The sequence below is a fragment of the Chitinolyticbacter meiyuanensis genome (assembly GCF_008033135.1).
In the GTDB taxonomy this organism is placed as follows: domain Bacteria; phylum Pseudomonadota; class Gammaproteobacteria; order Burkholderiales; family Chitinibacteraceae; genus Chitinolyticbacter; species Chitinolyticbacter meiyuanensis.
The window spans coordinates 3,353,002-3,375,557 of sequence record NZ_CP041335.1; the positions used below are offsets into that span (position 1 = coordinate 3,353,002).

Annotated in this window: 18 protein-coding genes and 1 pseudogene; 13 read left to right on the forward strand and 6 right to left on the reverse strand. The window is 60.8% G+C overall.

Annotated elements, in window-relative coordinates; translation table 11 throughout:
- The first annotated feature begins 574 nt into the window (after nucleotides 1–574).
- From FLM21_RS16060 to FLM21_RS16100, 10 genes and pseudogenes are all read left to right on the forward strand, one after another.
- Nucleotides 575–3,838, forward strand: coding sequence for a type VI secretion system Vgr family protein (locus FLM21_RS16060; RefSeq protein WP_148716538.1), 3,264 nt, complete (start codon nucleotides 575–577; stop codon nucleotides 3,836–3,838).
- A gap of 69 nt (nucleotides 3,839–3,907) precedes the next feature.
- The gene (locus FLM21_RS16065; protein ID WP_148716539.1) at nucleotides 3,908–8,458 is read left to right on the forward strand and encodes an RHS repeat-associated core domain-containing protein; all 4,551 of its coding nucleotides are present in this window, start codon (nucleotides 3,908–3,910) and stop codon (nucleotides 8,456–8,458) included.
- Nucleotides 8,459–8,460: 2 nt separating this feature from the next.
- Nucleotides 8,461–9,222, forward strand: a complete 762-nt coding sequence (locus tag FLM21_RS16070; RefSeq protein WP_148716540.1) for a hypothetical protein — start codon at nucleotides 8,461–8,463, stop codon at nucleotides 9,220–9,222.
- Nucleotides 9,223–9,262: 40 nt separating this feature from the next.
- Entirely contained in the window at nucleotides 9,263–9,499 is a 237-nt protein-coding gene (locus tag FLM21_RS16075) for a hypothetical protein (RefSeq protein ID WP_148716541.1), read from the forward strand.
- A 511-nt stretch (nucleotides 9,500–10,010) separates the two neighbouring features.
- Nucleotides 10,011–12,941 carry a response regulator gene (locus FLM21_RS16080; RefSeq protein WP_148716542.1) on the forward strand — a complete coding sequence of 977 codons (2,931 nt, stop codon included), beginning with the start codon at nucleotides 10,011–10,013 and terminating at the stop codon, nucleotides 12,939–12,941.
- A 37-nt stretch (nucleotides 12,942–12,978) separates the two neighbouring features.
- Entirely contained in the window at nucleotides 12,979–14,091 is a 1,113-nt protein-coding gene (locus FLM21_RS16085) for a hypothetical protein (RefSeq protein ID WP_148716543.1), read from the forward strand.
- A gap of 193 nt (nucleotides 14,092–14,284) precedes the next feature.
- Nucleotides 14,285–15,016 (forward strand): annotated as a pseudogene (locus tag FLM21_RS21730) (methionine ABC transporter ATP-binding protein); the annotation flags it as partial.
- Nucleotides 15,017–15,076: 60 nt separating this feature from the next.
- Entirely contained in the window at nucleotides 15,077–15,295 is a 219-nt protein-coding gene (locus FLM21_RS21750) for an NIL domain-containing protein (protein WP_308418782.1), read from the forward strand.
- Nucleotides 15,292–15,957 (forward strand): methionine ABC transporter permease, encoded by a 666-nt coding sequence (locus FLM21_RS16095; protein ID WP_148716545.1) that lies wholly within the window; start codon nucleotides 15,292–15,294, stop codon nucleotides 15,955–15,957. The genes FLM21_RS21750 and FLM21_RS16095 overlap by 4 nt, the downstream gene beginning before the upstream one ends.
- 147 nt (nucleotides 15,958–16,104) lie before the next feature.
- Nucleotides 16,105–16,878 carry a MetQ/NlpA family ABC transporter substrate-binding protein gene (locus FLM21_RS16100; protein ID WP_148716546.1) on the forward strand — a complete coding sequence of 258 codons (774 nt, stop codon included), beginning with the start codon at nucleotides 16,105–16,107 and terminating at the stop codon, nucleotides 16,876–16,878.
- Nucleotides 16,879–16,935: 57 nt separating this feature from the next.
- Here FLM21_RS16100 and FLM21_RS16105 read toward each other — a convergent pair whose 3' ends face one another.
- A complete protein-coding gene (locus tag FLM21_RS16105; RefSeq protein WP_187359938.1) occupies nucleotides 16,936–17,760 on the reverse strand; it encodes an HDOD domain-containing protein in 825 nt (274 codons plus the stop codon).
- 211 nt (nucleotides 17,761–17,971) lie between these two features.
- Here FLM21_RS16105 and FLM21_RS16110 point away from each other — a divergent pair, with 211 nt between their 5' ends.
- The 3 genes from FLM21_RS16110 to FLM21_RS16120 are packed head-to-tail and all read left to right on the forward strand — an operon-like array spanning nucleotide 17,972 to nucleotide 19,761.
- Complete coding sequence (locus FLM21_RS16110; protein ID WP_148716548.1) at nucleotides 17,972–18,559, forward strand: DUF1294 domain-containing protein; 588 nt, start codon at nucleotides 17,972–17,974, stop codon at nucleotides 18,557–18,559.
- Nucleotides 18,560–18,562: 3 nt separating this feature from the next.
- Nucleotides 18,563–19,195, forward strand: a complete 633-nt coding sequence (locus tag FLM21_RS16115; RefSeq protein WP_148716549.1) for a DUF2238 domain-containing protein — start codon at nucleotides 18,563–18,565, stop codon at nucleotides 19,193–19,195.
- On the forward strand, nucleotides 19,192–19,761 hold the full coding sequence (locus FLM21_RS16120; RefSeq protein ID WP_148716550.1) for a hypothetical protein: 570 nt from the start codon (nucleotides 19,192–19,194) through the stop codon (nucleotides 19,759–19,761). The genes FLM21_RS16115 and FLM21_RS16120 overlap by 4 nt, the downstream gene beginning before the upstream one ends.
- Before the next feature lies 1 nt (nucleotide 19,762).
- On the opposite strand, the gene FLM21_RS16125 is transcribed toward FLM21_RS16120, so the two are convergent.
- Genes FLM21_RS16125 through FLM21_RS16145 form a run of 5 tightly spaced genes read right to left on the reverse strand, consistent with a single transcriptional unit; the run spans nucleotide 19,763 to nucleotide 22,548 of the window.
- Nucleotides 19,763–20,143 carry a DUF2237 family protein gene (locus FLM21_RS16125; protein ID WP_148716551.1) on the reverse strand — a complete coding sequence of 127 codons (381 nt, stop codon included), beginning with the start codon at nucleotides 20,141–20,143 and terminating at the stop codon, nucleotides 19,763–19,765.
- Nucleotides 20,144–20,162: 19 nt separating this feature from the next.
- Entirely contained in the window at nucleotides 20,163–20,930 is a 768-nt protein-coding gene (locus FLM21_RS16130; RefSeq protein ID WP_148716552.1) for an MBL fold metallo-hydrolase, read from the reverse strand.
- Entirely contained in the window at nucleotides 20,927–21,697 is a 771-nt protein-coding gene (locus FLM21_RS16135; protein WP_148716553.1) for a TatD family hydrolase, read from the reverse strand. The genes FLM21_RS16130 and FLM21_RS16135 overlap by 4 nt, the downstream gene beginning before the upstream one ends.
- Nucleotides 21,698–21,727: 30 nt before the next feature.
- On the reverse strand, nucleotides 21,728–22,189 hold the full coding sequence (locus FLM21_RS16140) for a hypothetical protein (RefSeq protein WP_148716554.1): 462 nt from the start codon (nucleotides 22,187–22,189) through the stop codon (nucleotides 21,728–21,730).
- Nucleotides 22,186–22,548, reverse strand: coding sequence for a PilZ domain-containing protein (locus tag FLM21_RS16145; RefSeq protein WP_148717582.1), 363 nt, complete (start codon nucleotides 22,546–22,548; stop codon nucleotides 22,186–22,188). The genes FLM21_RS16140 and FLM21_RS16145 overlap by 4 nt, the downstream gene beginning before the upstream one ends.
- Between the last annotated feature and the right edge of the window lie 8 nt (nucleotides 22,549–22,556).

The following is a 22,556-nucleotide window of genomic DNA, read 5'->3' on the forward strand; positions in this document are numbered from 1 at the left end:
CTAAGCACCGCGAGTTGTTCGCACCGCGGCAGCCGGGACGGTAGCACCGGATTCGCCTAGATTCGGCAGCCCGTTCCCATTATTTGAAGGATGATCAAGCGCGGTGACTATCCACCGCGGCGCTTGTAAGTGGCCCTCTTCAACTTCCCCATCTACGTGTCAAGCACACTACATCCTTACTTTTTCACTTCGCGCCTCACGAATTCACGATGGGCTCGTCGGCACAACAGGGTCGAGACGGGTGGCGAGTCTCAGCGCCTGGATCAATCTCCCCGCATAAAGATCGGCGGCTAGCGAACGCCACCCCATGCGTCTCTGCATCGGCCTACTGGTACACCACCTTCCAACCGCTATCGATTTGCACAATTGGGAAGTTCATTCCTCTGCTGAAGATCAGGAATCGGTAAAAACTGTCGCCGAAATTCACCGGCAGTCTCTTCAATCTGGGTGTGGTGAATGAGCCTCCAAACGCACCGCTTGTACCCGATAGCCGGCATCCCGTCACCCGAGCCTTGGGGCCCACGCGCGTGAGTGGTAGGATGCCCGATTCCTGACACACCCTGTCCGCAAACACATGGACATCCATCAGCTTCTCGCCTCCTTCGCCGCAGCCTTCACCCAGGACCAGCGCCTCGTCTCCCTCCACCTCGGCGACGGCGCCAGCTTCGGCGAACAACTGCTGCCCCAGTCCGTCTCCGGCGAGGAAGCGCTGTCCCAGCCCTATCGCTATCAGGTCGACTGCCTCTCCCCCGATGTCGGGTTGGCGCTCAAATCCCTGCTCGGCCTGCCGGCCCAGTTGGGGATTCTGACCAGCGACGGCGGCGAAGTGGTGCGCTGTGGCGTGGTCACCTCCGCCCAGGCGTTGCCGTCCGATGGTGGCTTTGCGCGTTACCGGCTGATCATCGAGCCGCCGTTGGCGCTGTTGCAGCATCGTCGCACCAGCCGGGTGTTCCAGGATCTGTCGGTGCCCGACATCGTCAAGACGGTGCTCGACGAACATATCGGCGCCAATCCAGTGTTCGGTGCCACCTTCGCCGTGCAATTCCAGTTGAGCGCAAGCTATCCACTGCGCTCCTATTGCCTGCAGTACCGGGAATCCGATCTGGCCTTCGTCAGCCGCCTGCTGGCCGAGGAAGGCATTGCCTGGCGTTTTGCCCATGAAGCGGGCGATACGCCGAAGGTCACCTTGGTGGCGTTCGATGATCCCTATGCGCTGCCGCAGGCGGCACAGGGTGCCGTGCGCTTCCATCGCGCCGATGCCACCGAGGCGGAAGACAGCCTCACCGACTGGACCAGTGCCCGCCAACTGGGGGCCGGTGCGGTGGCGCTGGCATCGTTCGACTACAAGCCGGTGCTGACCCAGCAGGTGGCCGAAGGCACTGCAGTGGATCAGGGCGCCGGCGGCGATCAGGCGCAATCCTCGCTGGAGGACTACGATCCGCAGTCGCTGTACTACGCCGGCGATGCTGAACAGCTGTCGCGCTATGCCCAGCTGCGCCAGCAGGCGCATGACCTGAAGAAGAAGCAGTTCCGCGGTGCCGGTACCGTGCGCAATCTGCAGGTGGGTGAGTGGTTCGCCCTCACCGATCACCCGCTGCACGATGCCGATGCGCCGGAGCAGCGCGAGTTCGTCGCCAGCCAGCTCTCCTTCACCGCCTACAACAACCTGCCCGGTGACCTGACCCGCTTCCTGAGCCAGGGGCTGGAAGCACCGCAACCGTTCACCGTCGAATTCGAGGCGCAACGCCGCGGCATTGCGCTCACCCCCAGCTACAGCCATGGCGAGCATGCCAAGCCCTCCGCCCGGGGGGTACAGACCGCCACCGTGGTCGGCCCGGCTGGCGAAGAGATCCATACCGACGAGCATGGCCGGATCAAGGTGCAGTTCCACTGGCAACGCCAGAGCGAACATGCCGACTTTGGTGCCCACCTCGACGAGCGTTCCTCCTGCTGGATTCGTGTCGCCTATCCCAGTGCCGGGGTGAACTGGGGTCACCAGTTCATTCCCCGCATCGGCCAGGAAGTGCTGGTCGACTTCGTCGAAGGCGATATCGACCGCCCCATCGTCACCGGCGTGGTCTACAACGGCAGCCACCCGCCCCCGCACTTCTCCGGTGCCGGCAACCTGCCGGCCAATAAAACCCTCTCCGGCATCAAGTCCAAGGAATATCAGGGCAGCCAGTATGGCGAACTGCTGTTCGACGACACCCAGGGGGAAGTACGCACCAAGCTCTCGTCCGAACACGGCAAGACCCAGCTCAACCAGGGTTACCTCGCCCACCCCAGAGCCGACGGCAAGGCCGAACCGCGCGGTGACGGCTTCGAGCTGCGCACCGATCGCCATGGCGCCGTCCGTGCCGCACAAGGCCTCTTGCTCAGTACCGAAGCCAAATCCGGCGCCAGTGGCAAACAACTGGATCGCGAACAGGCACAAGCCCAACTCGAAGCCGCACAACAGCTGGCGCAGACCCTCAGCGACACCGCCCAGCATCAACTGGCCGACCCCACCGAGATCGGTCCCGAAACCCTCGATCTCGAAGGCGCCAAACAGGCCCAGTCACCACAAGGCCACCTCGATCACCTGAACGAAGCGCTCAAGGCCTGGGAAGCGGGTTCCAACACCGACGAACAAGGCAAGACGGCGAAAGAACAACCGGGACAGCAGCCGATCCTGATCGCCACCGCCCCGGCCGGCATTGGTTTGACCACGCCGAACGAACTCATCCTCAACGCCGGTCACAACCTCGACCTGGTCAGCCAGCGCGACACGCAGCAGACCACCGCCCGGCGCTGGGTGCACAACGTCGGCAGCAAGATCAGCCTGTTCGTGCAGGGGGTGGCGGACAAGGTGAACCTGAAGCTGATTGCCGCCAAGGGCCATGTCAATGTGCAGGCGCAGTCGGGCGATGTGGAGATTGTTGGCGACAAGAATGTGCGGCTGTATGCCAACAAGCAGAAGCTCACCCTCGTCGCCGGCCAGGAACTGCTCGCCACCTGTGGCGGCGCCTATATCCGACTCAAGGGCGGCGACATCGAAATCCACGCTCCGGGCTCGGTGAGCTTCAAGGGAACGAACTTCGATTTCAGCGGGCCGGCCAGTAAGAGCGTGCCCCTGCCCAATTTTGGCAACAAGGACGGCATAGGTCAGTTGGAGCTATTCCATCTTTACGAAAACGCCGAGGCAGTCAAAGGCGGCAAATACGTGCTGACCGACTTGCTGGGCAAGAAGCATGAGGGCCTGCTCGACGACAATGGCCATGCCGTCGTCAGTGGACTCCCTATCGGTGCAGTACAAGTCCGGTTCGAAGCCGACCCCAGCAAGCCCAAGGATAAGAGCGGGCAATTCGAATTACCCAAATGGCCAAACGAACCGTTACAGCCGGGCACAGAGGCAGTCCAAACCCAAGCGATGGCCCAGCTGGGCAGCTTGCTTCCCAGCAAAGCCTCTGCTGCAAATGGCACCGGCTTTAGCAACGGTGCAACGCCAAGCAGCGGTATGCAAGCATTAGCCGGTAAAGCATCGGGAGGCACGACGCTGGGCAGCGCCTTGAGTCGAGCCACGAACGCGATCAATCAAGCACGCACCATACAAGGGGTGGCCAGCGCAGCGGCGCAAGGAGATGCCGGCGCCGCTCTGAGCGCGGCTGGTGGTGTAAGCGGAGTGGCACAAATGGCAGGGCAGGTATTGCCTGGCAAGACCGCTTCAACATTAGGGCAAGCCACCGCAGCAGTTCAGCAAGCGCAAGCCAGCGCCGATGCGGTGAAATCGTTGCTTGGGCAAGCTCGCGGCACAACCGGTGGCGCGGGATTGCCGCCACTAGCCAAGTCTTTGATTTAAATCGCGTACATGCCGCGCAATGCGGCATGTTTTCGTTAGCGAACTCCAATAAGAACGAAAAATCGAATCATGGGCAACTACGCAAAATCTCCCAGCAGCGCCGGATCATCCGATTACCAGAACAGGGCCAATGAAACTCGCACGGTCCTGACCCAATATGCAATCGTCCCGCTGAACAATGCGCTCGTGCAGGATGTGCAACATAGTGTGAACGGATTCGATCAGTGGATCCGGGAGATATCCGGGGGGCATCTCAGCCTGAGCGATCTGCAAACGATTGCGGCCGGCTTACCCATTCTTGGCAATCTGATCGCAGCCAGTGATGTCGTGGTTGGCCTGTACGAAATGTCGCAGAAGCAGCAGCCCGCAGGTTTCGTGGAGTGGTTTGGCATTGGCGTCGATGCCATAGGGATCATCCCGATTCCACCGGCCATGGCCCCCCTGCGTCTCACCATGCGGCCCATTGTGGGCATGGTGCGTCAAGCTGTCGTCCGGAATAAAGGTCAGATCGGCGATGCCGTGTTGACAGTGATTGCCAATCACATCCTGAGTGACTATCGGGTTGCCCATACGATAGAAAAGGCAGTTGAGGACTTCCAGAGCATGCTTGGGGAAGCCATCAAAGCCGTTGCAGATTTTCTGGGCAAGTTGGTCAGCGAGTTTTCCACTTTTCTGAAACAGCTAGCGACCGGCACGCTAGGAAAATACCGCGCAGTAGCCAAAGGCTCCCGCTATCAGCAAGGCAAGAATCTGCGATCCGCAGCACAGGAAAAAGCAGGGCTCTTCAGCTCCTTGCTTGAGATACACGCCAAAGCGCGCAATGCGGTGATCAATTCAATCACTCAACTTGCATTGAGTCAGGACTTGAAGAACCAGCTGATTGGCATCGCCAATTACCTGGACAAAACGATTGCAGTCAATATCAAAAGCAAAATCATGGCTTTGGCCGATGCCAAGCTGGAAAACAGTATTGCATCGCTGATTACCAAGTTGCTCACCGCGATACGCAACAAGCGCAAGCGCGGCCAAGCCGCCGGGGCCGCCTTGCAAGGCAAGAATGGCCAGGTCAAATATCAGGTGCCACAAGGTAGAGTGGAAAAGCAACGCCGGCTGGCACCGGTCAAGCAAAGCCCCAATGCGTGCAAGTTGTGCCCCGCCAAAGCAGGTAGCGGCAAATCAATTGGCTTCGGTTTGGGTGAGGAAAGCTTTACTCACACCGATTTCATTTTGCCAGGAGTAATGCCCCTCTCCTGGAGCCGGACCTACAACTCACGCTTGGCCAGTTTCGACAATGCCTCACAGGGTGCGCGCTGGCTTACCCCTTTCCACATCCGGTTTGATCTCGTTGATGACTCCTTGCGCTATACCGATGCGCAGGGCCGTGAGTTGAGCTATCCCTTGCTGCAACCGGGTGAGCATCACCGTGACCGTAGCGAAGAAATCACGCTGAGCCGGTTGGACGATTCCGTGCTGACAGTGACACGCGGTCACGAGCTGATTGAGGCGTACGAACGGCACGGCGAACGATTCCTGCTGGCCATGCTGCGTGATCGATCTGGCAACCAAGTCGTGCTCGATTACGACGCACAAGGCCGGCTCTCGCGCTTGCGCAATAACGAAAACCCATGGGTATTGGTACAGCACGATACAGCCGGACGCATCACCAATTTGACGTTATCCGGCAGCGCAACCGGTGAGCCGCCACGGCAACTGGCTGAATACCGTTACAACGAGCAAGGCGACCTGATCTCGGCGACGGATGAACATGGTCATACGCGGGAATATACCTATCAGCACCACCTGATCACGCGCTACACCGACCGAACCGGCCGTGGCATCAACCTGGAATGGGACGGCGCCGACGCAACTGCACGTGCCATTCGCGAATATGCCGACGATGGCAGTGACGAGCTCAAACTCGAATACGTGACTGACCTGCGCCTCACGATCACCACGGATGCCTTAGGCCACGAAACCTACTATTACTGCGACGACTCCGGATACCCCTACCGCACCATTCATGCGGATGGCAAAGAAGAATGGATGTACCGTGATGACTTCAAAAATCTGACCAAACATATTCATTCCGATGGTACGCAGGATCGCTACGTCTACGACGATCGCGACAACCTGATCGAGCACATCCGCACTGATGCCTCGACAATCCAGATGAAATACGATGCCAAGGACCAGTTGATCGAAATCATCGATCCGCTGGGCTACGCCTGGCGGCGCGAATATGACGACAAGGGCAATGTGGCAAAGGAAATCGATCCGAAGAACCACGAAACCACTTATGCCTATAACGCGCAAGGGCTGCTTACCAAGATCAAGGATGCCAAGGGCGGCACCAAGCAATTGGCCTATAGCCCCGCCGGTCAATTGACCAGCTATACCGACTGCTCTGGCAAGACCAGCAGCTGGCAATATGATGCGCTAGGGCGATTGATCAGCGCGCAGGACGCTGCCGGCAACATCACCGAATATCGATATGGCAAGAACGGCTACCTCGCCTTGGTACAGCAACCGGATGGCACGCAGATCAAGTTGGAGCACGATGCCGAAGGGCGCCTGCTCACGCACCTTGATGAACTGGATCGTGCCACGCGCTATGCATACGATCAGGCGGGTCGCATCAGCGGCCGTATCGATGCGCTCGATCAACAACTGGGCTATCGCTACGACAAGCTGGGCCAGCTCGTTACCTTGATCAACGAGAACGGTGACAGCTATCGTTTCGCCTACGACCCTGTTGGTCGCTTGCTTGAGGAAACGGACTTCGGAGGCCTGCGCACCGCATATGACTACGACGCGGGTAGTGGCACGCTGCAGGCCGTGGATGAAGCCGGCATGCGCACCACGCTGGTATTCGACGCGGCCCGTCGCCTGGTTGGTCGCGATGCAGGCCAGAGCCGTGAGCGCTTCCAGTACGACCCGCTGGGCCGCCTGGCCCAAGCCAAGAATCGCTACAGTACTGCCCGTTTCAATTACGACGAAGTCAGCAACCTGATCCACGAGCAGCAGCTGTACAGCTTGTTCGGCCTGCAACGCGATTACCAATGGCAGCATGAGTACGACGAACTTGGCAACCGTATCGCCAGCGTGCGACCAGATGGAAACCGCATCGATTGGCTCACCTACGGTAGCGGCCATGTACACGGTGTGCTCTGGAACGGCGAGGAACTCGCCAGCTTCGAGCGGGACGACCTGCACCGTGAAACCGCACGCGCCCTGGCCAACCGGCTCAATGCCACCACCCAGTACGATGCCCTAGGGCGGATACTGCATCAGCAGCTGAGTGGTGCCACACAGCATCAGCGCCAATACCGCTATGACCCAGTCGGCCAACTCCTGAACATCAGGGATAGTCGCAGCGGCGACACCAACTACCGCTACGATCCAGTAGGCCGCCTGCTCGCCGCAGTCAGCCCACAAGGCACCGAGGCATTCGCCTTCGACCCAGCCAGCAACCTGGTCGACAGTGCACGCAGCGATAACACGCTCCCCGCTGGCCTGCCCAAGATCACCGGGAACCTGCTGCGCGATTACGCCGGCACCCACTTCGACTACGACGCACGGGGCAATCTCACCCGCAAGACCCGCAACGGCCTCACCCAGCAATTCAGCTGGGATGGTTTCAATCGACTGATCGCTGCGGAAACAGCGACCGGCAAGACCGAATATGCCTATGACGTGTTTGGTCGCCGCATCGCCAAGAAAACAGAACATGGCACCACGCTGTTCCTGTGGGATGGCGATGTGCTTGAAAGCGAATACGACGGTGCAACACAGCGGCATTATCTATTCGAAGCCGGTAGCTTCGTGCCGCTGGCGCAAGTGGCACAACGGGCCGGCGCAGAGCACAAAGCCTATTACCACGTGGATCATCTTGGCACGCCACAACTGTTGACCGACGACACAGGCGAGATTGCCTGGAGCGCGGAATACAAGGCCTGGGGTGAGGCACGGGAAGCGATCAGCGACGCAGCCAAGGCGGCTGGCATTCAGAATCCACTTCGTTTCCAGGGGCAGTATGCAGACGAAGAGACTGGGCTGCACTACAACCGCCACCGATACTACGACCCAGAAATAGGTAGATTTGCTTCGAGAGATCCAATTGGACTTTTAGGCGGATTAAATACACATGCATATGCACCCAACTCTACGGAATGGATTGACCCTGCAGGGCTGGCCCGCAAACAAAAACAAAGCCAAGCTCTAGGCAAAGCAGCAACAGGCTGTGATACATGGCCAGGCAAGCAAGCACACCATGTAATCCCCGAGGAACTGGAAAATCATGCGGTCCTAAGAAACATTGGATTCAAAATGAACTCCGCATCAAATGCAATAATGCTGCCATCGACTCCGAACGGCTATATGTCCACACACAGCGGATATCACTCCGCTTACAACCGAGCAGTTGAAGCAGAACTAGATCACATTGGCAAGAAATATCCAAACTCTGCAGATCAAGAGCGCGCAGTCAAGGAGTTACAACGAAATTTAGATAGCGCACTAAGGAAGAACAAGTTGCCGCTTTACAAAACCAGCTGCGGCCAGAAAACCGGCCTAAAAGACGGCGACTGGGATCGCTACATTCGATCAAGTCGGAGATACTAAAAATGGACCTTATCGAAAAAGCAAAAAAATTTATAAAATTTGGGAAGGTAGTACAAGCCGAGGAAATACTATCCGAGGTAATCACCTCTCACGAGGCCAAGACTCAGGAATGGCTTACCGCAAAATCGCTGCTCGCACAGTTGAAATTCCAATGCGCACAATGGAGCGCCACGATCACTCATATTGAGGAGATTGAGAAGCATCATCAACTCTCACCTCAGCTGGCTGAAAATTTAGTCACCGCAAGAGAAAAAATCCGCCCCAAGCACGTTGACAGAAAAATGTATGGGCCCCTTGAAAACTGGGCGAAGTCCTTTGAAATAACCCCGCACAGTAATTTAAAAATTGACAACGCAAAGAAAATCCCTCGCAGCGAAATAACAAACATTGCCCACAATCAAAACATAGGCAAGCCATATCAGTCATGGAACCATGTACGAGAGGCCGCCTGGAAGCAGGTCAACACCCTTTTATTTGAAATGGGGCCGGACAAAAAACCACTCCAAAATACATTGGAAGAAATAAAAAATAGCTTAGAAAAGAAAATAGAGGCACACTCTGAGTCGTTAGCCTTTTATTTCATGGACGACATCGAGGCAGACATAGAACTCATTCTCAGATCCGCTTATGTCGACGCAGACATTCATCTGGCAAAAGAACTACACAGAATATATTCAGCGGGGGCGTTTCCGTGCGGCTGGGAGGGCGAATATCCAGACGGGACAATTTGCTACGCAGATGAGATAACCTCATCCTTTCCATAAATTGGCTTGCCCACCTCCACTTTGAGCCAAAGGGGATATCATGTTTTCAATGCAAAGCCCCCATGCAACAGAGCAGTCTCTGCTGGATATAAAAGACCGTGATGGCAAATTTTTAAAGTACTTTGTTTTGGGTGAAAACGGCGAACAACTTCAGCAAATAAAAAACATGAAGCTGAGTGCCCAGAATTTCTTTACCGCAGAAAATATTGAATTTATCGATTTTTTCAACCCACCTTACCTTTTCCTGTTTTTTCCTGCAGGGCAAAAGCGGTTGTAGAAGCAAACACCAAAAATATTGACTTCATCAACTGTGAAATAACGACTCAAACATCGATCGTCAAGGCCTTTGCGGGGAGGATCTTAAACAAGAAGCCTGCTTTTGAAAGAATTGATGATTATTCAATCAAGATTCGAGACAACTATAAAAACCAAGAAGACGACATGATTGTCAGAGACATCGACAACGAACAGTTTTACTTTGTCACGGCAAGATTTCGTGCAGTTTGTCTGGAAGCTGGATTGAACATAGAGTTCATTAAATTCTCGATGCTCAAGTAAAAGACCGAAACGCTGGCGCATATTCTTTAAAAGAAAAAGCTTTGCGGCGCATCGAAAGGTGAAGCAGGGGGTGCTCCGGTAGGAGCCCAGTCGTCACACACATCCTCTCCAACCTTGCATCGGCACAAAAACAGACACTGGTGATGGCATTTTTCTGATTTAGCTTGCATGCCACTTCATCATGCAGCCATGATGAACGAACAAAACCAGCTGAATAGCTTACAGCGCGCATGAGCCACGCGACCCCTCCCCAGCTCTATGGCAACCCCCTCACCCGCTACGCACCCCTGATCCCGCGAGATCTGCTTGACGGTGGGCGGGCGGGCCTGGTGCTGGCAGCGCTGTGGCTGGTCTGCGCGGCAGGCAGCGTTGGCCTGGGGCTGATGGTTGTGGCGTTGCGCTGGTCGGGCGTGGCGCTCGATTTCGGCGGCGTGGAAATCTATGTGTCGCTCTATCCGCCGCTGACACTGTGCCTGCTCTGGACCTTGTGGTTCGGCTTCTGGTGGGGGGCGATTCCGGCCTATCTCGCGACGTTCTGTCTCTCCATCTATTCCGGCATGCCTGTGGAATGGGCGGCGCTTTTTGCGTTGGCCAACCCGGCGGGCTTTGCGCTCTTCGTGATCGCCTATCGCGCATTGCCACTGTCGCTGGATCTGCGCACGCTGGATGGCCTGCTGTTCTTCATGTTGTTGGCGTTCTTCAACGCAGTGTTCAGCGCCAGCGCCTCGTTCATCTGGACGCACACCAATGCACTAGGCGTACAGGCGGCGTTTGCCATCTGGCAGGGCTGGTGGGTCGGCAACTTCGCGCAAACGCTGCTGGTGACGGCACCCCTGCTGGCCCTGCTCACGCCCAGCGTGATGACTTGGCGCCATCGGCATTTCGGTGGCCCGCGCGAGGAAGAGCAGGACAACAAGGGCTGGATCCTGCTGGCAGCCGGGCTACTGGTCGCGGTGATCTATCTATTCCTGTTCGTTTCGTTCACGCTCAGCCGCCATGCTGCAGCCACGCTTGCCGGAAACGCCAGCAACCAGGTGCACGAGGCAATGCGGTTGCTGGAGGCCTCGACCTCGGCCGTGTACTGGGTGCTGGCCATCATGTTCTTCGCCATGGCCTTCCTCGGCTATCGCTTCGTGCTGAGCTGGATGCACTCGCTACGCACCGCGGCCCATGCAGCCGAAGCCGCCAACCATGCCAAATCCGACTTCCTGGCTCGGATGAGCCACGAGATCCGCACGCCGATGAACGCCATCCTCGGCATGAGCACGCTGGCGCTGTCCACCGAGCTCAACCGCAAGCAGCGCGATTACCTCGACAAGATCCGTTACTCGGCTGAAATCCTGCTGACCATCCTCAACGACGTGCTCGACTTCTCCAAGCTGGAAGCCGGCAAGCTGCACCTGGAGCACACGGTGTTCACGCTGGACGAGGTGCTGGGCAATGTGGTCGACGTGGCTGCGCTCAAGGCCGACGACAAGCACATCGAGCTGGTGCTGGATGTCGCCCCTGATGTGCCGGCGCGGTTGTATGGCGATCCACTGCGGCTCAACCAGATCCTGCTCAATCTGGTGAACAACGCGGTGAAGTTCACTGACCGTGGCGAGGTGGTGGTGCTGGTCAACGTGATCGACAACGCCGAGCAAGCCGTGGAGCTGCGTTTCGCCGTGGTCGATTCGGGCATCGGTGTCAGCCCTGAACAGCAGGGCAAGCTGTTCGACGCCTTTGCCCAGGCCGACGAATCGATCACCCGTCGCTACGGCGGCACCGGCCTTGGCCTGGCGATCTGCCGCCAGCTGGTCGAAGCCATGGGCGGTCGCATGCACCTGGAAAGCATTCCCGGCGCCGGCAGCTGCTTCAGCTTCTCGATCTGGCTGGACGTGGTGGAAAACACCCAGCCGCTGGGCATCGAACATCTGCTCGATGGCCGGCGCGTGCTGATCGCGGACGACAACCCGATGGCGCGTGCCACGCTCAAGAGCCTGCTCGAACGCGCCGGTGCCGAGGTCACGCCGGTGGAAGATGCCAATGCCGCGCTGATGGCCATGGAAAACGCCATCGCCAGCGCCCGCCCCTATGGCCTGGTGATCTCGGATTGGCAGATGCCCGACCACGACGGCTATGCGCTGCTAGCCCGCATCCGCTACCACGCCCGGCTGGCCCGCACCCCGGTGCTGCTGGCCGTACCGGCATATCATCGCGAGGCGGTATGCCGCCATCGGCCGCAGATCGCACCGGATGGCTATCTGGTCAAGCCAGTGCTCGCGCCGCGCCTTGCCGAGGCGATCGCCGAGCTCGATGCCGACGGCGAAATCCAGCCTGCGCCGCGACTCGGTGACGTGTTGACGACGCAGCGTCAGGCGCAGCAGGTACTACGTGGCGCGCAGGTACTGCTGGTGGAGGACAACGAGATCAATCGCCAGATCGCCGCTGAGCTGCTCGATGCAGTGGGCGTGACGATTGACATCGCCGAGACCGGCCGCCAGGCGGTGGACATGGCCAAGCGTCGGCGCTATCACGCCGTGCTGATGGATATCCAGATGCCGGAGCTCGATGGGCTGACCGCGACACGACAGATCCGCGAAGACCCGGCCAAGGCCGACCTGCCGATCATCGCGATGACAGCACATGCGCTGTCCGACGATCGGGAACGCACCCAGGCGGCCGGCATGAACGACCATATCGCCAAACCGTTCCGGCCGGATACGCTGTACAACACGCTTGCCCGCTGGATCGGCCCGCAACGCAGCGGCGATCTGCTACCGGAGCCCCAGCACGCTGGCGACGAGCTGCCATTGCCGGCCCTGCGCGGCGTCAATCTCGCGGTAGGCCAGGCCCAGGTCGGACTGCGGCGCGAACGCTATCTTGGCGTACTGCGCCACCTCACCCAGCACTACCGCGACGAGGTCACCACGCTGCATCAGGCACATGCTGCCAACGAGCGGGAACTGATCCAGCGCCATGCCCATTCGCTGAAGGCCGTCGGCCCGCAGATCGGCGCCCCGCGGCTCACCGCCGCCGCCGCCGCGCTCGAACTCGCCTGCGAGCAAGGCAATGACTATGGCCGCGAACTCGCCACACTGTGCGAAGCGCTGACGGAAGTACTCGAATCGCTGAACCTCTATTTTTCGAATCACGTGGTGGGTCAATCCGCCAGAACGTGACCGGCCGTGAGGCCCCATTTCTCAGGAGGAGTCGTCCATGCACAAGTTGCTCGCCCTGCTCGCCACACTGTTGCTCGCTGCGTGCGCCACCCAGCCCCCGCCTTCCCTCGTCACCGTGCCACTCGGCACCACCGCCCAGGCCACGGCCCTATTCTCCTATCCCAACTGCCTCAACCAGTGCCCGACCCCGGCGCCCACGCTGGAAGACACCATCAAGCACTGGCTGACGCTTTCCATGCTGCGCGATGGCTATGGCAAGGGCACGCTGGGCGTAGTGACCAAGGATGGCCAGGTCTACGCCCAGCTCACCGGCGTTCCCGCCGACTATGGCAACGTGATCACCGGCCTGCTGCAAAGCGGCGCCGTCGGCTACACCGATGCCCAGGGCATCGTGAACGCCGGCAAGTGGCAGAGCGACTGGCATTTCTTCCTGCCGCTGGGCTTTGCCATGCAGCACAACCCGACGGTACAGCTGCTGCATTTCCCGCCCGATACGGTGATGACGCAAACGCAGGATTACCTGCAAGCCGCCACCACCAAGCGCTGGGCCAGCCTGCTGGTGACCAACGGCGTGCCACAGGGCAGTACCGATCCGTACCAGACCATCGTCGACATTGCCCCGATCGCAGCACCGGCGAGCGCCGGCGCCTCGCTCGAAGGCGTCTACGACGACTTCTCCAACTACACGGTGTCGCTGCTGGCGCAATGGACGGCGGGCCCTGCCGGCAGCGCCAAGCCCACCGTCGCCTTCGGCGCCCCGGCGCGGGCGTGGCTGGCCGAGTATTTCAAGCTCAGCCCCATCAACGTGCTCACGGTATCGAGCTTTCAGCCAGTCGCGGGGCGGACTGTGCCGGTGATCGGTGCCAACCATCCGAGCTACATCTGGTATGCATCCGATCCCAAGCAGTACGGCGGCAACCAGCAGAAGGCCGATGCCGCCGGGATCGTGGTCATGGGACAGGATCTGACTGCATCGTGCTGGCAGGTGACGATGGCGGCCACACCATCGGGCGACCCCAATGGCGCGCTCGCCAGTTGCCAGGGCAAGTGGCCGGCCAATAGCGCGCCGGTATGCGAGCAGTTCTACGAAACCATCCGCAATCTGAGCCCGGCCGACGCCAAGGCCAAGTGCGTGCCCAGCCAGGGCTGAGCTTGCATCTCGGGGCGCGCCGCACGGCGCGCCCTGGTCCTTTCGCCTCAGGGTCGCCGATCCGGGCTTGACCCGCAGCTGTTACCGATAGCGCCAATACGCCGCCGCCCCGCGATACGCCATACTGGCGTACCCGCATCGCGCGCCCATGCCAAGCTGCGCGCGATACCCAGCCGACCTCCAGGGTTGAACGTTGATCACATTCCAGAACATCCACAAAGCCTACCGTGTGGCCGACCAGGACGTGCCAGCGCTTTCCGGCATCGATCTGACCATTGCCGAGGGCGAGGTCTTCGGCATCATCGGTCATTCCGGCGCCGGCAAATCCACGCTGGTCCGCCTCATCAATCTGCTCGAACGCCCCACCCAAGGCCAGGTGCTGATCGGCGGCACTGACCTCACCGCACTCGACGATGCGGCGCTGCGCGAACAACGTCGCGGCATCGGCATGATCTTCCAGCACTTCAACCTGCTCTCCAGCAAGACGGTGGCCGACAACGTCGCCTTCCCGCTGCTGCTCTCTGGCCGCCACGACAAGGTGGCAGTCAAGGCACGCGTGGCCGAGCTGCTGGCGCGCGTCGGGCTCGCCGAACACGCCACCAAGTATCCGGCGCAGTTGTCCGGTGGCCAGAAGCAACGTGTCGGCATCGCCCGTGCACTCGCCACCCAGCCACGCATCCTGCTGTGTGACGAAGCCACCAGCGCACTCGATCCACAGACCACGCAATCGGTGCTGCGACTGCTCGCGGAGATCAACCGGGAGCTCGGTCTCACCATCGTCATCATCACCCACGAGATGGACGTGGTGCGCAGCGTGTGCGACCGCGTCGCGGTGCTGGATGCCGGCCGCGTGGTCGAGGTCGGCCCGGTGGCCGAGGTGTTCCTGCACCCGCAGCATCAGACCACGCGCCGCTTCGTGCTCGAAGCCGAGCATGTGGATGAAGCGGAACAGGGCGACGACTACGCCCACGTGCCCGGTCGCGTGGTGCGGCTCACCTTCACCGGCGAGGCCACCTACGACCCGGTGCTCGGCGCCGTGGCGCGCGAGACCGGCGTCGACTTCAGCATCCTCACCGGCCGTATCGACCGCATCAAGGATGTGCCTTACGGCCAGCTCACCGTCGCTTTCACCGGTGGCGACGTGGCCGCGGCCCTGGCGCAATTGGCCGCGCGTGGCCTGACTGTCGAGGAGGTCCGCGCATGAACGAACTCTTCACCCAGATCGACTGGATGGAAATCTGGCTCGCCACCGTCGATACGCTGACCATGCTCGGCGGTTCGCTGCTGTTCACCGTGCTGCTCGGCCTGCCGCTCGGCGTGATCCTGTTCCTGACGGCCAAGCGCCAGCTGCTGGCGCAACCGGTGGTGTACGCGCTGCTGTCCTTCATCACCAACGTGCTGCGCTCGGTGCCCTTCGTCATCCTGCTGATCGTGATGATCCCGGTCACCGTGCTGATCACGGGCACTTCGCTCGGTGTCGCTGGCGCCATTCCACCGCTGGTGGTCGGGGCCACGCCGTTCTTTGCCCGGCTGGTGGAAACGGCGTTGCGCGAGGTCGATCGCGGCATCATCGAGGCCACGCAGGCGATGGGCGCGACCACTACGCAGATCGTGCTGCGCGCACTGCTGCCCGAAGCGCTGCCGGGCATCATCGCCGGCGTCACCGTCACCGCGATCACCCTGGTGTCCTACGCCGCGATGAGTGGCGTGATCGGTGGAGGCGGCCTGGGCGATCTAGCCATCCGCTTTGGCTACCAGCGCTTCCAGACCGACGTGATGGTCATCACCGTGGTGCTGTTGCTGATCCTGGTGCAGATCCTGCAAATGGTCGGTGACCGGATGGTGATCCATTTCAGCCGCAAATAGCGCAGCGCATATCGATATAAAAAACTTTTCTTTTATATCCTTAACGGAACAATGTAGTTTTACTACGGCTGTCGCGCCACCCATGCGCGGCGATCATTGCCGGTACCCCGGCCCCCATTTCCCATACTGCCCTCAAGAAGGAAGGCCATGAAAAAACTGCTCGCTCTCGTCCTCGCCACCGCCGCCTTCGCCGCACACGCCGCCGACAAGATCACCGTTGCCGCCACCGCCGTGCCGCACGCGGAGATCCTCGAATTCGTGAAGCCCCAGCTCGCCAAGCAAGGCGTGGAACTGGAGGTGAAGGTGTTCACCGACTACGTACAACCCAACGTGCAGGTCGCCGAGAAGCGCCTCGATGCCAACTTCTTCCAGCACAAGCCTTACCTGGACGAATTCAACAAGGGCAAGGGCACCAACCTCGTCAGCGTGGCCGGCGTGCATGTCGAACCGTTCGGCGCCTATTCGACCAAGGTGAAGAAGCTGGCCGACCTGAAGGAAGGCGCCACCGTCGCCATCCCGAACGATCCCACCAATGGCGGCCGCGCCCTGCTGCTGCTGGACCGCGCCGGCGTGATCAAGCTCAAGGACACCAAGAACATCCTCGCCACCAGCCGCGATATTGCCAAGAACCCGAAGAAGCTGAAGATTCGCGAGCTGGAAGCCGCCACGCTGCCACGCGTGCTGGACCAGGTGGAGCTGGCGCTGATCAACACCAACTACGCGCTGGAAGCCAAGCTGAACCCGGCCAAGGACGCGCTGGCCATCGAAGGCAAGCAGTCGCCGTACGTGAACATCCTGGTGGCCCGTCCGGACAACAAGAACAGCGCGCCGATCAAGAAACTCGCCGCCGCGCTCAACAGCAAGGAAGTGAAGCAATTCATCGAGCAGAAGTACCACGGTGCCGTGGTCCCCGCGTTCTGAGCCACGCTCACCCGCAAAAAAGCCCGGCAATGCCGGGCTTTTTTCATCGCTGCAAGTTTACTGATGCAGGCCTTCGAAGCCCGCGATCTGCTCGCGGATCGTGTCAATCTCCGCCGCCACTTGGTTGGCCGACACCTGGACCACGGTACCCAGCGCAGCGGGAAAGCCATCGACCAGCTTTTCCGGCCCCTCGCCGCTGTCGAGCCAGTCGACCACATAGATGGCAAGCGCCAGCACGTGCGTCAGCGTGGACGGCGGCAATTGCTGGGCCGGTTTGTTCTGAAAGGCGATGGCATCGACCACTTCGTTCGGGAAATTCCAGCGCCGCGCGAGCTCGGCACCGACATCCACATAGTCGAAGCCGATCTGTGTGTCTTCCAGGTTGATGCGATTGCCACCGGCTGCCACCTGCCGATCGATCTTGCCGGCCAGATCAGGCGCATAGAGATGGATCAGCAACTCGCCGATGTTGTGGATCAGCCCGGTGGTGAAGGCGAGCTCGCCGCTCACCTTGGCATGCTTGGCCAGCTGCTTGGCCGTTGCCGCCACGGCCAGGCAGTGTTGCCAGTAACTCTTGCGATCGAAACCCGCGGCATTCTGGAATGCTCCGGTCACGCCCGAGGCGACCACCAGCGTGCGCAGCGCATTGAACCCCAGCACCACCACCGCATCGTCGACCGAGCCCACCTTGCGCGCGCCGCCGTAATGGCTGCTGTTGGCCAGCCGCAATACCTTGGCGGAAATCACCTGATCCAACGCCACCCGGCTGGCAACCGCATGCACGTCCACATCGTCCTTGTTGAAGCTGTCGATCAGCTCCTGCACCACCTTGGGCATGGTGGGCAGCTGATGGATCTTGCCAAAGACATCATCCAGTTTCATTGTGTTTCCTCCGTTCGACTTGTGATGGTGCGGTGCACGTATACCGCCCTGTCCCAGTTGGTATAGCCAGCGTCGCGCGGGGATGCCAGTTGCCCGCAAGCAGGACGACAGCATATGCCCGGCGCGCAAACCACGGCTCTGCGCGATCACACTGGCCGGCCGCCACGCCGCCGGCTAAGATCGCGACGTTTTCACGTCCCCTCTCCCAACCATGCGCCGAACCGGCCGGATCACCCACTGGAAAGACGACAAGGGCTACGGCTTCATCACGCCGACCCATGCCAACGGCCGGGTATTCGCCCATATCCATGACTTCCGCCGCGGCCAGCTACGACCCAGCGAGCAGATGCTGGTGAACTACACGGACGGACTGGACGCGCAGAATCGCCCCCGCGCCATCGATATCGACATTGTCGGCAGCAGGCCGGATCACGGCAGTGCATGGGGCGTGCTACCGGGCCTCGTTTCGGTACTGCTGCAAATACTGGGCGTGCTGTATCTCCAGCTGCCGGGCTGGCTGCCCGTGTGGATACTCGCCATCAGCACGCTGACCTTCATCGGCTATTGGCGGGACAAGGATGCAGCCGAGCGTGGGCGACGACGCATTCCCGAATCGACGTTACACACCGGCGAACTGCTCGGCGGCTGGCCCGGCGCCTGGGTAGCGCAACGGCTGTTCCGCCACAAGAATCGCAAGCGCAGTTACCAGGTGGTGTTCTGGTTCATCGTGCTGCTGCACCTGGCCGGCTGGGGGTGGCTGCTCGGCCATCCGGCTATATTCAACGCTTTCTGGAACTGATCGATGACGACACAGCGGCTCCTGTTGCTTGGCCTTGGTACCTTGGTATTGATTGCCCTCATTGCATCGGGCATCTCCCCGTACGATCGCACCACCTGGTGGCTGGAGGTGGCCCCGGTGCTGGTTGCCGCACCGCTGCTGGCCGGCACCTATCGCCGCTTCCCTTTGACCTCGTTGCTCTACGTGCTGATCGCGCTCCATGCGCTGATCCTGATCTACGGCGGAGCGTATACCTACGCGCGCGTGCCGCTGGGTTTCTGGCTGGAGCAGGGATTCGGGCTTGATCGCAATCCCTACGACAAGATTGGCCATTTCGCCCAGGGCTTCGTGCCGGTCCTGATCGCACGCGAGATCCTGCTGCGTGGCGGCTATCTGACGAGCCGAGGAATGACCAATTTCCTGGCCGGCTGCGTCACGTTGGCCATCTCGGCGCTGTATGAGCTGATCGAGTGGCAGGCTGCAGTGATCATGGGCCAGGGCGCCGACGAATTCCTCGGCACCCAGGGCTACGAGTGGGATACGCAGGCCGATATGGGCTTCGCGCTGCTCGGCGCCGTGTGCGCACTGGTCCTGCTGGCACGCTGGCACGGCAGGCAAATGGCGGCGATGCCGGTCAAGCCGCTGGCAGCGCGATGAACAACCGGTTTGCCCGCGGCATCTCCATCGTCGGCCACCCGTTTGTCACGCTGCCGCTGGCCGTGTTCATTGCAGTCGGGCCGCACGGATTGCTGCAGCCGGCGACCGTGGCACTGGCTGTCCTGATCGTGCTGACGGTGGTCTTCATCGGCTGGCATGTGCGGCGTGGCGACTGGCATCACGTTGACGCCAACCGTCCGCATGAACGCCGACGCTGGAATGTCTTCCTCGCCAGCTTGCTGTTGGGCGCCAGCGGCTGGTTCGCCATCGACCCGGCAACACGCGTGCTGGCGCTGGGCTTTGCGGCGGGCCTGCTGCCGGTGTTGGCGGCCATCGTGCTGTCGCGCTGGCTCAAGCTGTCGCAGCACGTTGCGTATTGCGTCTATGCGGCGCTGCTGCTCGCGGCAGAGGGCCCCGTAGCCATGCTCATCGCCCTGCTGCTGGGCCTGCCGCTGGCTTGGTCACGCGTGGTGCTGGGCCGCCATACGCCACTGGAAACGGCGATCGGCGCAGCCAGCGGCATGCTGGCTGGCGGGGTGTTCTGGCTGGGCCTCGGCCTGCTGTGAATCATTCCGGCCGGTCGATTGCATGCTCGACCAGCGTTTCCAGCGACACATGCTCGAGGATGGACTCGTGGGTAGCGCCCAGCAGCAATGGTGGCGCATGGCCTTCGAGCAGTGCCTCGATCCAGCGTCCGGCGCAGACGCACCATTGATCGCCTGGCTTGAGGCCGGGAAAGCCCCATTCCGGGCGCGGCGTGGAAAGATCGTTGCCCTGGGCCTTGGAGAAGGCGAGGAATTCGGCAGTCATCTGCGCGCACACCGTGTGCTGGCCGATATCCCCTTCACACTCGGCGCAATACCCGTCGCGCTGAAAACCGGTGAGCGGATCTGCACTGCAGGGAAACAGGGGCAGGCCGAGGACCGAGAGTTGGGTTTCGTCGTTCATGGCCTTCTCCTTGCATGGTTCACATGGTGATGCGCATCCCGTCGTAGCCGACCTCGATGCCGGGCGGCAGGCGGCTGGACAGTGCGTGGTATTCGAGTTCGTGCGTCATGTGGATGAACACGGTACGCCGCGCGGCAATGCGTTCGGCGGCGGCCAGCGATTGCACCACACCAAAATGGGTGGGATGCGGTACTTCACGCAGGCAGTCGAGCACCAGCACGTCGAGCCCTTGCAGCAAAGCGTAGCTGCTTTCCGGGATCTCCGAGACATCGGTCAGGTAGGCAACATTACCAATGCGGAAACCCAGGATGGGCCAGCGGCCATGCAGCAGCGGGATCGGCAGCACCCGCACGCCAGCGGCATTGAAGGGCTCAGCATCGACTTCGATCGGCGTCAACACCGGCTTGTCCCAGTATTCGTTGGGCTGCAGCAACGTATATGTGAAGCGGCTCTTGATGTGCTCGATGGTCAGTGTATTGCCGTAGACCGGTAGCGCAACCTTCTGCAGCCAGCACCAGGCGCGCAGATCGTCGATGCCGTGGATATGATCGGCATGCGGATGGGTATAGAGCACCGCATCCACCTGTAGCAGGTTCTCGCGCAGCGCCTGTGAGCGCAGGTCCGGCCCGGTATCGATCAGCAGCGTCTTTCCCTCGGCACGGATCACCGCAGAGGCCCGGGTACGGCGGTTGCGCGGGTCAGGCGAGGTGCAGGTGGGGCAGCTGCAACCAATCGCCGGCGAGCCCCCGGAGGAGCCTACGCCGAGCAGCAGCAGCTCGATGCTCATCGCGCCGCCCGGCTGAACAGCCGGAAGAAATTGCCGGTGGTGGCACTCGCCACCTGAGCCAGTGGCACGCCTTTCAGGTCCGCGATGTGCTCGGCCACGTGCTTCACCCAGGCCGGCTGGTTGGTCTTGCCGCGGAACGGCACCGGCGCAAGATAGGGCGAATCGGTTTCGATCAGCATGCGCTCCAGCGGCATACGGCGTGCCACTTCCTTCAGCTCCTCGGCCTTCTTGAAGGTGACGATGCCGGAGAACGAAATGTAGAAACCCAGTTCCATCGCCGCCTGCGCTACCTCCCAGCTCTCGGTGAAGCAATGCATCACGCCGCCCACCTCGTCGGCACGCTCTTCCTTGAGGATGCGGATGGTGTCCTCGGACGCTGAGCGGGTATGGATGATCAACGGCAGGCCGGTTTCGCGCGCAGCACGGATATGTACGCGAAAGCGTTCGCGCTGCCACTCCAGATCGCCTTCGAGCCGGTAGTAGTCGAGCCCGGTCTCGCCGATGGCGACGATGCGCGGCCGCTGCGCCAGTTCGACCAGGCCGGCGACGGTCGGCTCCTCGACATCTTCGTAATCCGGATGCACGCCGACCGAGGCGTAGAGGTTGGGGTAGGCATCCGCCAACGCCATCACGCTCGGCCATTCGGGCAGGTTAACCGACACGCACAATGCATGCGTAACCTGGTTTTGCGCCATGTTGGCGAGCAACTCGTCGATGTTCTGGGCGAGCTCGGGAAAATTGATGTGGCAATGCGAATCGACGAACATGGCGGCCAGCAGCGGGGGAGAACTTCGATTCTACCGCGCTTTATGCTGCAGCCCGAGCGCGGCCGCCTCGTCGTCGGTCAGCACGCCTGCGCCGATGCGCCGCCAACGCATCGCCGGGCGCCACCATCCGGACTCCGGTAATTGCAGGTGCCAGCATTCGTCGCAATGGAAATGGATCAGCACATTGCGCGCGTCCAGCCAATCCAGCGCCTTGAACGACCAGCTGCCGTAGGGCACGGCAAACTGCTTGCGGCCCAGCCGCCGCGACAGATCGGCCGTGTACAGCGTGAACGCTGTGGCTTCCTCGAACGGGCAATCGTAGTCGGTGATGAACAGCAGACCCGCCACGGTTTCGTATTGCGCCAGCAGTGCATAGCCGGGCAGCCGCACGCCGGCTGGCTCGTCGTCACGCAGCAGTACGGACGACGACGGCCAGGTTTCGTAGGGGCCAGAGTGGGATTGCAGCGAGTAGGCGGTGAGCGCCCGGGTCACATCGTGTGGGTGGTGCGGCTCGATTGCAGATAGCCGCCCAGCAGCGACTCGATCTTGTTGCGTGCCTGCGCACCAGCCTCGTTGCCGGAGAACTGCACGCCGATGCCTTGCTGGTGGTTGTTGTGCGCGCCCTGCGGCGTGATCCACACCACGTGGCCGGAGACCGCGATCTTGGCCGGATCATCCAGCAACGACAGCAGCATGAACACCTCGTCGCCGAGGCGGTAGGGCTTGTTGGTCGGGATGAAGATGCCGCCGCCTTTCACGAAGGGCATGTAGGACGCGTAGAGCGCGGCCTTTTCCTTGATATTCAGCGACAACACGCCGGGCCGGCTGGCCTGTGGCTTCGGTGCTTCCATCACGTCGT

Excerpts from the sequence above, each read along its gene's own strand:
- FLM21_RS16060 (WP_148716538.1), top strand. The coding sequence starts at position 575 with ATGGACATCCATCAGCTTCTCGCCTCCTTCGCCGCAGCCTTCACCCAG.
- FLM21_RS16095 (WP_148716545.1), top strand. The coding sequence starts at position 15,292 with ATGAACGAACTCTTCACCCAGATCGACTGGATGGAAATCTGGCTCGCC.
- FLM21_RS16065 (WP_148716539.1), top strand. The coding sequence starts at position 3,908 with ATGGGCAACTACGCAAAATCTCCCAGCAGCGCCGGATCATCCGATTAC.
- FLM21_RS16135 (WP_148716553.1), bottom strand. The coding sequence starts at position 21,697 with ATGTTCGTCGATTCGCATTGCCACATCAATTTTCCCGAGCTCGCCCAG.
- FLM21_RS16115 (WP_148716549.1), top strand. The coding sequence starts at position 18,563 with ATGACGACACAGCGGCTCCTGTTGCTTGGCCTTGGTACCTTGGTATTG.
- FLM21_RS16110 (WP_148716548.1), top strand. The coding sequence starts at position 17,972 with ATGCGCCGAACCGGCCGGATCACCCACTGGAAAGACGACAAGGGCTAC.
- FLM21_RS16085 (WP_148716543.1), top strand. The coding sequence starts at position 12,979 with ATGCACAAGTTGCTCGCCCTGCTCGCCACACTGTTGCTCGCTGCGTGC.
- FLM21_RS16120 (WP_148716550.1), top strand. The coding sequence starts at position 19,192 with ATGAACAACCGGTTTGCCCGCGGCATCTCCATCGTCGGCCACCCGTTT.
- FLM21_RS16105 (WP_187359938.1), bottom strand. The coding sequence starts at position 17,760 with ATGAAACTGGATGATGTCTTTGGCAAGATCCATCAGCTGCCCACCATG.
- FLM21_RS16130 (WP_148716552.1), bottom strand. The coding sequence starts at position 20,930 with ATGAGCATCGAGCTGCTGCTGCTCGGCGTAGGCTCCTCCGGGGGCTCG.
- FLM21_RS16075 (WP_148716541.1), top strand. The coding sequence starts at position 9,263 with ATGTTTTCAATGCAAAGCCCCCATGCAACAGAGCAGTCTCTGCTGGAT.
- FLM21_RS16080 (WP_148716542.1), top strand. The coding sequence starts at position 10,011 with ATGAGCCACGCGACCCCTCCCCAGCTCTATGGCAACCCCCTCACCCGC.
- FLM21_RS16070 (WP_148716540.1), top strand. The coding sequence starts at position 8,461 with ATGGACCTTATCGAAAAAGCAAAAAAATTTATAAAATTTGGGAAGGTA.
- FLM21_RS16100 (WP_148716546.1), top strand. The coding sequence starts at position 16,105 with ATGAAAAAACTGCTCGCTCTCGTCCTCGCCACCGCCGCCTTCGCCGCA.
- FLM21_RS16145 (WP_148717582.1), bottom strand. The coding sequence starts at position 22,548 with ATGGAAGCACCGAAGCCACAGGCCAGCCGGCCCGGCGTGTTGTCGCTG.
- FLM21_RS16125 (WP_148716551.1), bottom strand. The coding sequence starts at position 20,143 with ATGAACGACGAAACCCAACTCTCGGTCCTCGGCCTGCCCCTGTTTCCC.